General features: G+C 32.1%; 13 protein-coding genes and 1 other annotated feature. Of the genes, 12 read left to right on the top strand and 1 reads right to left on the bottom strand.

Annotated elements, in window-relative coordinates:
• Positions 1–216: transposase (locus BMZ74_RS04130; protein WP_177181358.1), on the bottom strand; the 216-nt coding region annotated here is incomplete at its 3' end.
• A 141-nt stretch (positions 217–357) separates the two neighbouring features.
• Here BMZ74_RS04130 and BMZ74_RS04125 point away from each other — a divergent pair.
• From BMZ74_RS04125 to BMZ74_RS04070, 12 genes are all read left to right on the top strand, one after another.
• Positions 358–879, top strand: a complete 522-nt coding sequence (locus BMZ74_RS04125; RefSeq protein WP_089860142.1) for an extracellular solute-binding protein — start codon at positions 358–360, stop codon at positions 877–879.
• 47 nt (positions 880–926) lie between these two features.
• Positions 927–1,829, top strand: coding sequence for a carbohydrate ABC transporter permease (locus BMZ74_RS04120; protein WP_089860139.1), 903 nt, complete (start codon positions 927–929; stop codon positions 1,827–1,829).
• Positions 1,819–2,640, top strand: coding sequence for a carbohydrate ABC transporter permease (locus BMZ74_RS04115; protein ID WP_089860136.1), 822 nt, complete (start codon positions 1,819–1,821; stop codon positions 2,638–2,640). The genes BMZ74_RS04120 and BMZ74_RS04115 overlap by 11 nt, the downstream gene beginning before the upstream one ends.
• Before the next feature lie 22 nt (positions 2,641–2,662).
• The gene (locus tag BMZ74_RS04110; protein WP_089860133.1) at positions 2,663–4,144 is read left to right on the top strand and encodes a glycoside hydrolase family 32 protein; all 1,482 of its coding nucleotides are present in this window, start codon (positions 2,663–2,665) and stop codon (positions 4,142–4,144) included.
• Positions 4,145–4,264: 120 nt separating this feature from the next.
• A complete protein-coding gene (locus BMZ74_RS04105) occupies positions 4,265–5,221 on the top strand; it encodes a carbohydrate kinase family protein (protein WP_089860130.1) in 957 nt (318 codons plus the stop codon).
• A 13-nt stretch (positions 5,222–5,234) separates the two neighbouring features.
• The gene (locus BMZ74_RS04100) at positions 5,235–6,326 is read left to right on the top strand and encodes an RNA polymerase factor sigma-54 (RefSeq protein ID WP_089860127.1); all 1,092 of its coding nucleotides are present in this window, start codon (positions 5,235–5,237) and stop codon (positions 6,324–6,326) included.
• Between the two features lie 64 nt (positions 6,327–6,390).
• Positions 6,391–6,605, top strand: a binding site (T-box leader).
• A gap of 127 nt (positions 6,606–6,732) precedes the next feature.
• A complete protein-coding gene (locus tag BMZ74_RS04095; protein WP_089860124.1) occupies positions 6,733–7,944 on the top strand; it encodes an argininosuccinate synthase in 1,212 nt (403 codons plus the stop codon).
• A gap of 2 nt (positions 7,945–7,946) precedes the next feature.
• On the top strand, positions 7,947–9,350 hold the full coding sequence (gene argH / locus BMZ74_RS04090; protein WP_089860121.1) for an argininosuccinate lyase: 1,404 nt from the start codon (positions 7,947–7,949) through the stop codon (positions 9,348–9,350).
• Between the two features lie 136 nt (positions 9,351–9,486).
• Positions 9,487–10,236 carry a M48 family metallopeptidase gene (locus BMZ74_RS04085; RefSeq protein WP_089860118.1) on the top strand — a complete coding sequence of 250 codons (750 nt, stop codon included), beginning with the start codon at positions 9,487–9,489 and terminating at the stop codon, positions 10,234–10,236.
• 5 nt (positions 10,237–10,241) lie between these two features.
• Positions 10,242–10,787, top strand: coding sequence for an ECF transporter S component (locus BMZ74_RS04080; RefSeq protein ID WP_089860115.1), 546 nt, complete (start codon positions 10,242–10,244; stop codon positions 10,785–10,787).
• A 94-nt stretch (positions 10,788–10,881) separates the two neighbouring features.
• Entirely contained in the window at positions 10,882–11,742 is an 861-nt protein-coding gene (locus BMZ74_RS04075; RefSeq protein WP_089860112.1) for a PfkB family carbohydrate kinase, read from the top strand.
• Between the two features lie 25 nt (positions 11,743–11,767).
• Complete coding sequence (locus tag BMZ74_RS04070; RefSeq protein WP_089860108.1) at positions 11,768–12,823, top strand: HD-GYP domain-containing protein; 1,056 nt, start codon at positions 11,768–11,770, stop codon at positions 12,821–12,823.
• Positions 12,824–12,950: the final 127 nt, after the last annotated feature.

Genomic DNA, 12,950 nt, shown 5'->3' with positions numbered 1-12,950 from the left:
ATTTTCAATGACACCGTATTTAGTCTGGAAGTTACGAGAATAATTACCATTGCGGTTGTTGCCAGAGTTTTTACCAGTAACTTCATATTTATCGTAATTTAGAAATTCGGTTAATTCAGACTTAAGCAATTTTTCGAGAAAATTTTTGATCAAATCATTAATCATGTCATCAAAATTCACTTGACCATTGTTGGGTTTTTCAGGTATACTTTTCATGAGGAGTCCTCCTAGTGGTTTGATTTTTTATTTTCGTCGATAAATATATTCAACCACTTAAAGAAGGATTCCTCTTTTTTTATTTTAAAAAAATATCGATATTTAATTTACACAACTTATTGTACATTACTTCCAGCTGTAATGAAACAATTTGGTGGCTCACAATTTTTTATGACTGGAAAAGTTGCTATGGCTCATTATGGCCGATATATGGTTCCTGCTTTTAGAAAAGCTAATTTTGATTGGGATGTACAAGAACAGCCGTTTGGGCCTAGTGGTAAAAGGGGAGTTCCATTTGGACTAGCAGCAATTAGTGCAGCTAAAAACACTGAATATCCAAAAGCTGCTTATAAGTTCATAAAATACTTTTCTTCCCCTAAAGCAGTAGCTGTTTTAAATGAATTAGGAAGTTCTATGCCTGTGTTAAAGTCGCTAACAGAAAAACCTGAATTTAAAAATCCAGAACTTGCTCCTCAAAATCAGCAGGCAATGATTGCTGAGATAAAATATTCTCATTTAATTCCATCTCCTCCAGGAAATAGCGAAATTATTAATGCATCAACTTCAGTACTAGATAAATTATTAGTTACTAATGATTTAACACCTCAAGAAGCAGCAGATGAGATTGCTAAGCAGATCGATAATATTCTTAAAAATAATTAAAATAATAGGGGTTCCAAATGGAGCCCCTAATTTCAGGAGTGATATGATTGCTTTTATATAAAAAGTTAGGTCAAAACGATCTTGAAAGAAAACAAGCAATTGCCGGGTATTTATTTATCTTACCAAATTTAATTGGATTTTTTATTTTTGTATTTGTGCCATTAATTGCTTCATTTATTTTAAGTTTTTTTAGTTGGGATCTAGTAAATGAACCTACATATGTTGGTTTAGAAAATTTTAAAATGATGTTTTCTAGACCATTGTTCTGCAAAACTTTGCTTAATACAATTTATTATACATTCGGTGTAGTCCCACTGACTATTATATTAGGCCTTTTTTTAGCTGTTTTAGTTAATAATACTAAGAAAAATTTCGTTTATAAATTTAGTTTTTTTATGCCTTATTTAATTCCTATGGTGGGAGCAGCTTTAATTTGGCAGTCTATTTATATGCCTAATTTTGGCATATTGGTTTATTTATTGGATAAAATTGGTATAAATTCTCCGCAATGGCTTTCTGATCCAAATTGGGCTATGCCAGCAATTATTATAATGAGTGTCTGGAAAAGTATAGGGTTTACTTTTATAGTATTACTTGCCGGGTTGCAAGGGATTCCAGCCCGATATTATGAAGCTGCCCGTATAGATGGGGCAAGTCCTATACAACAGTTTTTTAAAATTACTGTTCCATTATTAACTCCAACCATCTTCTTTGCAGTTGTAATTTCTATGATCGATTCTTTTAAAGTTTTTGATCAAGCCTTTATTTTAACTAAAGGGGGACCGGCAGATGCAACTAAAACTTTAGTTTATTATATTTATACACAGGGGTTTGAATATTTTAGAATGGGTTATGCAAGTTCAATTGGCTGGTTTTTATTAATTATTATTTTTACTATAACAGTCTTTCAATTTATTTATCAGAGGAAGTGGGTGTCTTATGACCTTTAATCTTAAAAAAATAATCAAACATTTAATTTTATTAATATTTTTATTTATTATGTTGGGACCTTTTTTATGGTTAATAAGTACGTCTTTAAAAGAATTTGGAGATGTTTTTAATTACCCTCCCGAAATAATACCAAAAACCATTTCCTGGCAAAATTTCGAGCGAGTTTTTACATCATTTTCTTTAGTTAGATATTTTTTAAATTCTATATTTGTCACTTTTGTTCGTACTCTTGGTACTTTATTAACTTCTTCTTTGGCTGCTTATGCATTTGCAAGACTAAAATTTCCTGGTCGAGATAAAATTTTCATTTTATATCTAGCCACATTAATGATTCCTTTTCAAGTTGTAATGATACCTCTTTTTATAATAATGAAATATTTTGGTTGGGTTGACAGCTATCAAGCATTAATTTTGCCAGGTGTTTTTAATGCTTTAGGAGTATTTTTGTTAAGACAGTTTTTTATCAGTTTGCCAAAAAGCCTTGAAGAATCGGCTTTTATTGATGGAGCTTCTTATTTTGTCATATTTAGCAGAATAATTTTACCTTTAGCTAAACCGGGTTTAGCTACCTTATCTGTTTTAAGTTTTTTATGGAGTTGGAATGATTTTCTCTGGCCATTGATAATTATTGATTCTGACACGATGAATACTATAACCTTAGCAATCTCTAAGTTTCAGGGGTATTATTTTACGGAATGGAATCTCTTAATGGCAGCTACTTTGATTGCTTTATTGCCAACAATTATAGTCTATATATGTGCTCAAAATTATTTTGTAGAAGGTATTGCAGCAAGTGGAACTAAATATTAAATATTATTTGAGGATGATTTGAATGACAGAAAAAACACTAAAAAATAGAGATTATTATAAAGAAAAATATAGACCACAAATTCATTTCTCTCCTGTAGAAAATTGGATGAATGATCCTAATGGCTTGGTTTACTACAAGGAGAAGTATCATCTTTTTTATCAGTATCATCCTTATAGTAATGTTTGGGGCCCTATGCACTGGGGACATGCTATTAGTACAGACCTTTTACACTGGCAGCATCTGCCAATTGCACTTGACCCCGATAAAAAAAATGGGATGGCATTTTCAGGAACTGCAGTAGTTGACTTTCACAATAGTAGCGGTTTTTTTAAAGATAAATCAGGATTAGTTTTAATTTACACAAGTACTCTTCCAGACTCTGCAGGTGGTCATCAACAACAGTGCATTGCTTACAGCCAAGATGATGGTCTAACCTGGCAAAAATATAAGTCTAACCCAGTAATCAAAAATAAAAGCAAAAAAGATTTTAGGGATCCAAAAGTATTCTGGCATCAGCAGACAAATAAGTGGATTATGGTTTTAGTAGCTGGTGACAGGGTTGAATTTTACAATTCATCAAACTTAAGGGAATGGAAATATTTAAGTGAATTTGGTCAAAATAGAGGTTCTCATGGTGGTGTCTGGGAATGTCCAGATTTTTTTCCTTTGCAATTAAAAAATCATAAATACTGGATTTTGAAGGTTGATGTACAGCAAGGAGCTTACGCTGGTGGCTCAGGTGGACAATATTTTATAGGAGAGTTTAATGGTTATGATTTTGTAGAAATTAATGATTTTAATCAGGTTAATTGGCTTGATTGTGGCCAAGATTTTTATGCAGCGCAGTCGTGGAATGAGCTGCCTGAAAATTCTGGAAGAAAAATTTGGCTTGCCTGGATGAGTAATTGGGATTATGCTAATCAAGTTCCCACAAATATCTGGAAAGGTGCAATGAGTATTCCGCGTTATTTAGAGCTTACTAAAGAAAAAAATATAATTAGTCTTGTACAAAAACCAGTTAAAGAGTTAGAAGATTTAAGGTGTAAAGAATATATATACAAAGATTTATCAGTTAAAAAAAAGGGGAATTTATATTTTCATAATTTAAAAAACCCTTTAGAAATAGATACCGCAATTTCTTTAGATGAAAATACTAAGTTTGATATTATTTTTGAGTTTAAGGGAAATAATTTAAACTTAAGTTATGATAATAATACTAGGCAACTTATCTTAGATAGAAAAGATTTATCTGATGGAATTAATTCTATATCTAAAACAAAACAAATTACAAATTTAGATAATAATAACCAGATTAAGCTTCATATCTTTATTGATTGGTCTTCAATTGAAATATTTATTAATGAAGGTAAAAAAGTTATTACTGCTTTAATTTTTCCAGAAAAAGTTAAACTTGATCTTAATTTTAAAAATGATGGAAATTCATTTTTGATAAATAATCTCAAAATTTATGAGTTAGAAAGTATTTGGAAAAATTCTTATTAATAAAATTACATAGTCAGGTCAATATGAATAAAACTCTAAAATGAATTTTTAAACAATGTTGATCTGACTTTATTTATGTTATAATAAAAAAAGAGATTAAATTTGATAAGGAGGTTAAATATGGCGAAAAATAAAACAGGTGTGATAACTTTAGGTGAAGCATTAATTGATTTTACTCCTCTAGATAAAGAGAACTTGGATTTTCGTAAAAACCCAGGAGGAGCCCCAGCTAATGTAGCCGTAGCATTAAGCAGATTGGGAGTTAAAACAACAATGATTGCTAAAGTAGGAGATGACGTCTTAGGCAGGTTTTTACAGCAGAAATTACAGTCTGAAAATGTTAATGTTGATAATTTTATTTTAACTGAAGAGGCCAAAACAGCAATTACTTTTGTAACTTTAACTGAGTCTGGTGAACGCAGTTTTGATTTTTACATAGAGCCAAGTGCTGATAGGTTTTTGCGGGAATCTGAAATTGATCAAGCAATCTTCACAGCAAATAAAATCTATCATTTTGGTTCGATTTCTTTAATTGATGAGCCGGCTAGATCAGCTACTAAAAAAGGAATTGAGCTTGCTCAAAAAAATGGGATGTTAATTTCCTATGATCCTAATTTGCGCGAAATGCTCTGGAATTCTTTAGCAGATGCTAAAAAAACTATTTTATCTGTTATGGATCAAATTGATATTTTAAAAGTTTCGGCTGAAGAATTAGAATTTTTAACTGGAGAATCTAAAATAGAGTCAGGAGCAAATATATTAACTCAAAAATACCAAATACCAGTAATTTTTATTACAGACGGTAGCCAGGGTGCTTATTATTATTATCAATCTGAGCTGGGATTTGTAGCTTCTTATCCAGCAGAAGCTGTTGATACTACTGGAGCTGGTGATGCTTTTATGTCAGCTGTGCTTTATTGTTTTAATAAAGCAAAACTTAGTTTAGATCAACTTAATAAATCATTTTTAAGAGATACCTTAAAATTTGCTAATTATTCTGGTTCATTGGCAGTTGCTGTTAGTGGAGCTATGTCTGCACTACCTATGCTGGCAGAAGTAGAAAAATTTAAAGCATAAAGGAGAATTTAAAATGGCTCTGGATTTTAAACTCGAATTAAGTCAGCAGCAGGAGTTAATTATGACCCCTGAGTTGCAAACTGCTATTGAAGTTTTACAATACAGCAGCCTTGAATTAAAGGAGTTTTTGGAAGCAGAAGAGGAAAAAAATCCTCTCTTAGAATTAGAATCTTTTACTGATAATAATTATTATAACTACAATCAAACTGGAGGAAATGATTTTGATTATGAAAATTTAGTTGCTGCTCAACCTGATCCCTGTCAATATCTTTCGGAACGTTTATTTGAAGTCCTGACTGAATCAGAAATTAAATTGGGAAATTTTATTGTTGGCTGTTTAAACCGTGAAGCTGAGTTAAGCTTTACTTTTGCAGAAATAGCTCAAATGTTTTCTGAACAGTTCAATCAGATTGAACAAGAAGAAGTAGAATTAGTTTATAATAAAGTTAAAGAGCTAGATTTAGAGTCAGCATTTAAAGTAAAAGAGAATATTTCTGAATATGTAATTCCAGATTTAATTGTAAAAAAAATTGCCGGGGAATTTATAGTAGAATTTAATCAGTCAGCTCTGCCTAATCTACAAATTAGTTCTTATTATTATAATCTCTGGCAGCAGACTAATGATTCTGAAACTATGAAATATCTTGAAAAAAAATATAAAGCAGCAGTCTGGTTAATTAAAAGCATTAAACAGCGCCAGCAGACAATTAAAAAAATAGCTGAAGCAATTGTTGCTGAACAATCTGCTTTTTTAGAGGCTGGTTTTAAATTTCTTTCAGTAATGACAATGAGTGATATAGCAGACTTAATCTCAATGCATGAATCAACAGTAAGTCGAGCCAGTACCAGTAAATATATTCAAACAGATCGTGGGACTTTCCCATTAAAATTTTTTTTCAATAGTGGGGTTGCAGGTATATCTGCTGTTAGTTTAAAAGCAATTATTGCTGAAGAAATAGCTGCTGAGAAAAGAGCTAACCCTTTAAGTGATAAACAGTTAGCTGGTCTTATAGCTGAAAATTATCAGCTTAACATTTCCCGGAGGACTGTAGCTAAATATCGTAACTCACTTGGTATAGCCGGATCTAGAAGCAGAAAAAAATAATTAAATTTTTGCTTGCATTACTTAAATAAATACTATATAATACTAAAAAATAAACGAATAAAAATAATTACCTGCGAACAGAAGAGTAAGAAACTGATAGTTGAAGCGAATCAGGGATGGTGAGAGCCTGATCTTAATCTTTTTCTGAAACGCATCTGGGAGGTTTTTCTCTGAAAATATTTACTTAGGAGAAAACGTAGAATTGCGTTAAATTACCTGAAAGTGGATAAATTTATTTATCAAGCAGAGTGGTACCGCAGTTATTAACCTGTCTCTATTAATAGAGACAGGTTTTTTTGATTTTTAGGAAATTATTGTTAAGGTTTTGTTAAATGCAGATTGACTTGTTTACTGGCGAGAATTTAAAAGAGAGAAGTTACAGAAAACTTGAGGAGGAATAATTAAAATGACAGACAAAAAAATTAACAAAATTTTGTTGGCGTATTCAGGTGGTCTTGATACATCAGTGGCGATTAAATGGCTGCAGGATAAATATGATGCTGAGATTATTACATATACGGCAGATCTTGGTCAGCAGCAGGATTGGAAAGCTGTTGAGCAAAAAGCTCTTGCAACAGGAGCGAGTAAAGCCTATATTGATGATATTCGAGCAGAATTTATCAATGAATATGTTTTCCCTGCTTTAAAAGTAAATGCTCTATATCAGGAAAAATATCCACTGGCAACAGCTCTGGCCCGCCCGTTAATTGCTAAAAGAATGGTTGAAATAGCTAAAAAAGAAGGCGTAGATGCACTGGCACATGGTTGTACTGGTAAAGGAAATGATCAGGTTCGTTTTGAAGTTTCTTTTAAAGCACTAGCACCTGAACTAGCGATTATTGCTCCCTTAAGAGATTGGGAATTTGTTTCCCGGGATGCAGAAATAGAATATGCAGCAGCTAATGATATACCAGTTAAAGCAACAAAAGATAGTCCCTATAGTATAGATCAAAATCTCTGGGGAATTAGTATTGAGTGTGGTATTTTAGAAGATCCCTGGGCTGAACCACCAGCTGATGCTTATCAGTGGACAAAAGCAGTTGATGAAACACCAGCTGCAGCAAAATATATTACAATTGATTTTGAAAAGGGAGTTCCTGTGGCATTAGATGGTAAACAGCTTGATTCTGTGACAATGGTAAATAAACTTAATCAATTCGGATCAGATTATGGAGTCGGCAGAATTGATATGCTGGAAGATCGTCTGGTAGGTATTAAGTCAAGAGAAATTTATGAAGCACCAGCTGCTGAAATATTAATTAAAGCTCATAAGGCTCTGGAAGATTTAACTCTTGACCGTGAAACTAAAAACTATAAAGCAGCAATGGCAGCAAAATATGCTGAAATGACTTATTATGGCCTCTGGTTCTCACCGTTGAGAAACGCTCTTGATGCTTTTATTGATCAATCTCAGCAGACTGTAACAGGTAGTATTAAAGTTAAACTATACAAAGGTAGCTGTACTCTTGCTGGTAGAAAGTCAGCTCATTCTCTCTATAATCATGGTCTGGCAACTTATGATGAAAGTGATAACTTTGATCACAAATCTGCACCAGGTTTTATAAATTTATGGGCTTTACCAGTTCAGGTTGCTAATCAACAACAGAGGGAAGAATAATAATGGTAAAAGCTAAATTATGGGGAGGTAGATTTGCTGCAGCTACTTCTGAATTAATGGATAAATTCAATGCATCTTTACCGTTTGATATTAAATTAATGCCCTATGATATTCAGGGCAGTCTGGCCCATGTAACTATGCTGGCTCAACAGAAAATAATTGAGCCAGCAGAAGCTGAAAAGATAAAAACAGGTTTACAGGCAGTTAAAGCCGATCTGGAAGCAGAATTAGCTGCTGGAAAACTTAATTTAAGCGAAGCAGAAGATATTCATAGTTTAGTTGAAGCTCGTTTAACTGCTAAAATTGGTCCGGTAGGTGGTAAATTACATACTGGTCGCAGTCGTAATGATCAGGTGGCTGTTGACCTTCGTCTTTATTTGCGTCAGCAGACAATAGATATTAGAGAACTATTATTAGATTTTATGCAGCAAATTCTAGTATTAGCAGATCAGTATAAAGAAACAATAATGCCTGGTTATACTCATCTGCAGAGAGCACAAGCGATTAGTTTTGGTCACCATTTAATGGCATATTATTTTAAATTGAAACGTGATTATGAGCGATTTGCTGATGCTTTAAAAAGGATAAATATTTCACCGCTTGGCTCAGGAGCTCTTGCAGGAAGCTCTTTTCCTCTTGATCGTAATTTTACTGCTGATCAGCTGGGGTTTAGTGGGATTACTGCTAATTCGCTTGATGGAGTAAGTGATCGCGACTTTGTGCTAGAATTTTTAGCTGTAGCAGCTAATGTGATGCTGCACTTAAGCCGATTAAGCGAAGAAATTATTCTCTGGAACTCAGCCGAGTTTTCTTTTATTGAATTGGCTGATCAATATACTACAGGTAGTTCAATTATGCCTCAGAAAAAAAATCCTGATCTAGCAGAATTAGTTAGGGGGAAAACGGGACGAGTTATTGGTAATTTAAACCAGATGATGATTACTATTAAAGGACTTCCCCTCGCTTATAATAAGGATTTACAAGAAGATAAAGAAGGTTTGTTTGATACTGTAGATACTTTAAAGATAATCTTAAAATTATATCCTGAAATGCTTAAAACAATGACTGTAAAAACTGAAGCAATGGTTAGAGCAGCAAAAACAGGATTTCTTAATGCAACTGAACTGGCAGATCTACTGGCAGAAAAAGGAATTCCTTTTCGAGAGGCTCACACAATAGTTGGTCAGGCAGTTATTGCAGCTGCTGAGCAAAATAAAGAATTAGAGGACTTAACTTTTGCTGAATGGGAAAATATATTGCCGGAAAAAATTAATTTTAGTCTGCCAGAGTTGCAGAATAGACTTGCTGTTAAAGCAGCTGTTAATTCTCATGCTACTGCAGGAGGACCGGCCTTTAAAGAAGTTAGCAAAGTCATTGCAAGAGAAAAATTATTTTTAGCAGATTAATTTAAAAACAGATTTATCAATAAATCTCATAAACTCCCCTATTTAGAAGCATTTTAATTCTAAATAGGGGTTTTATTTTTGCCCGAAAAGTATTACAATTAAGAGTAAATAGATTATTCGGCTGGGAGGTTTTAAAATGGAAAAGATTGCAGTTTGTCAGGTATCCTGGCGTAAATACTGTTTTATTTGTATTTTAAGCTTTGTTTTCAGCTTAGCTCTAATACAATCAGCTGCTGCTTTTTCAGATTATGAACAAAAAACTGCTGCTAATGTTTATCAGCAGCTCCAAAAAGAATATCAAATTAGAGATTTTCAAGATTCTTCGGCAGCAGAGCAGATTTTAACTAAGTTGACTAAAAATATAACTAATTCTGAATTTGAAAATGCAGAATTTAAACTACATTATGTTGATGATAAAATAATTAATGCCTATTATATTGGGGATGGCAACATAATGATTTTTGCCGGTCTTTTACAAGAATTAAATAATAACAATCAATTAGCAGGTATCATTGCTCACGAAATGGGTCATGCAGTTAACAAGCATTTATCCGAAGATATGAAGCATAATCTTGGTTTATCTTTACTCAATATATTATTTAATCACTTTACTGAGAATCAATACCAACAGATGACTAATATAACTCAGAATTTAATTGAAAATGGCTTTTCACGTGATCAGGAAAAAGAAGCAGATCTTTATGCAGTAGATTTAATGATGCGCTCAGGTTATAATCCAGATGGTTTAATAGAATTAATGCAGATTTTTAAAAGAAATAGTAATAATAGTAAATTACTTGAGTTTACTCAGACTCACCCTATTCCTGAAAGTAGGATAAAATATTTAGAAGACTATATTAAAGATAAGCAATCTAAACAGGAGTGAAAATAATGAATAATAGAACAAGAAAATTAGTCTGGGCCAGTTTTTTATTAATTTTAGGTCTGCTTTTGCCACGTATAGTTAATTTTGCTGGCAGTCAGACAATTGGCAATTTGCTATCACCAATGCATATTCCAGTCTTTTTAACTGGTCTAATCTTAGGACCATTTTATGGAGTTATAGTTGGTTTTTTTACCCCTTTGTTTAGCACTTTAATTTTTGCAAGGCCTCCTTTAGCACCACCAATTGCAATTTTAATGTCTTTTGAGCTGGCAGCTTTTGGCTTAACTGCTGGTTATCTTTATAATAAAAGAAAAATTAATATTTATTTAAGCTTAGTCTTTGCTATGCTGTTTGGCAGATTAGTTTATGGTCTTGCTCTTTTATCTATTGGTCCTATTTTTTCTTTTAGGCCTCCCTTTGTGCCATTTATGCAGGGAGTATTTCTGACTGGAATTCCCGGGATGATCATTCAGCTAATTATTATTCCTTTAATTATTAGTAAACTTAGCTTTGTTAAAGAATTTACTGAAACAAATAGATTAGAGGCTTAATCTTAAAATGATCTTAAATTAGTATAAAGTTAGCAACATTAAAATTCAGCAGTAATAACTGCTTAAAATTACTAAAGTGAGAGGAGTGGCTGATATGCAATATGATATTTTTGCAGTTGGTGACAATGTAGCAGATTATTATCCAGAGCAGAAAAGAATTTATGCAGGTGGTGGTGCCTACAATACAGCTGTAATTGGAAAGCGGCTTAATCTTAAAACTGCTTATTATGGTGCCTTTGGAACAGACGAAAATGCAAAATTTATGTATAATACTCTCAAAAAAGAAAAAGTAGCTTATCCAGTTAGTGATATCAGAAAAGGAAGAAATGCAGTTTCTATAGTAGAAAAAAATTCAGGGGAAGCAAATATTAAAGCTGTTGATAAAGGTGTTTATAAAAATCTTAGTCTTAATGAGAATGTATTAGATTTAATTAAAAAAAGTAAAATTGTTCATACAAATATCTATAGTTATTTTGAAGATTATCTGGCTAAACTTCATTATCAAACAAAATTGTCCTTTGATTTTTCTTATTTAAGAAATAAAGAGTATCTGGAGGAAATTCTTAAAAAGGTTGATATAGCTTTTTTTTCTGAAGCTAGACAAAAAGAGGATCAGACAGCTTTTATTGATTGGGCTTTACAGCAAGGACCAGAAGTAGTTGTTTTAACTAGGGGGGGGAATAGCGCACTTTTAAAAAGCGGTCAAATTGAGCTTGAAATTGAAACTCAAACAATAAAAACTGTCGATACTTTAGGAGCAGGAGATGCTTTTATAAGCGCTTTTTTAACTAGTTTGATTAGGGATTTTAAACCGGATGAGCCAGAAAAATATTATCAATTAGCTTTAAAAAAAGCTGAACAGATAGCAGCTAAATATTGTCAAATTAATGGTTCTCTTGGTATCTTTGCAGATAGGCAAGAAGATGTAATTATTTATAATAATATTCATGCTTAAATAATTTGGGGAAAGGATTTATAATATGCGCCTAGTTTTGACAGAAAATTTAAAAGAAGATATGAAACTTGCTAAGCCAATTTATGAAAAGGGAAGTATATTACTTAATAAAGAAGTAACTGATCTTTTTAAATATAAAGATAAATTACTTGAACTAGGAATTAAGCATCTTTATGTAGAAGATCGCTATTCTCATGATATTAAAGTGAATGATATAATAAAAGATACTACTAGACGGCAGGGTAAAAAAATAGTTAAAAAAACTTTTAATAAAATCAAAAAGGGTTTTATTGATTTAAATATAGGTGAGTTAAAAGCTGTTATAGAAGAAATAACTTCTGAATTAGTTAAAAATGAAGATATTTTGTTGAATCTAGTTAGTTTAAAAAGTGCTAGTGACTATACTTATGAACACTCAGTTAATGTTAGTATAGTTTGTATTTCACTCGGCAAGATGCTTGGCTATAGTGAATCTGAATTATTTAAATTAGGTATGGGAGGGATGTTGCATGATATTGGCAAAACCCTTATTCCAGAAGAAATTTTAAACAAGCCTGGTCCTCTAACAGATTATGAATATCAGCTGATGAAAAATCACCCTGAACTAGGTTTTAATTATCTACAACAGCTTGATACAGTAAGTCCTCTTTCAAGAATTGTGGTTTTTTCTCATCACGAGAGAGTAGATGGTTCTGGTTATCCCCGGGGATTAATGGGAAGTGAAATCCATGAATTTGCTCGAGTAGCAGCTATAGCAGATGTTTTTGATGCTTTAACCAGTGATCGAGTTTATCGTGATAAATGGCCTACCTATAAAGCGGCTGAGTATATTATGAATAATACAGAAAGATTTTTTGATTATCAGCTGGTAAAAAAATTTCTGCCGCAAATTTCTTTTTATCCGAATGGAGTAGAAGTCATTTTAAGTAATGGTTATCGGGGGATTGTTAAAAATCAAAACATTGGTTTTCCTACCCGCCCACTTATTTATTTAATTGAAGATGATCAAGGGAATGAAATAACTAAAGAGATGGATCTTCTAAAGCATATGAATATTGTAATTACTAAAGTAATTGTTTAAATAATGTTTAAAAATTAAATAGTTATAAAAAAACTACTGGTCTAAAAATATTTTTAGACCAGTAGTTTTTTAGCAATGAAAGTTTAATTATCAAGTTATTAAATTTTATTTTTTAAAGGGAAATTGC

The organism is Halanaerobium salsuginis (genome assembly GCF_900114545.1).
In the GTDB taxonomy this organism is placed as follows: Bacteria; Bacillota; Halanaerobiia; order Halanaerobiales; family Halanaerobiaceae; genus Halanaerobium; species Halanaerobium salsuginis.
The sequence above is the reverse complement of the archived record's forward strand: the minus strand, read 5'-3'. Positions and strand labels throughout refer to the sequence as shown.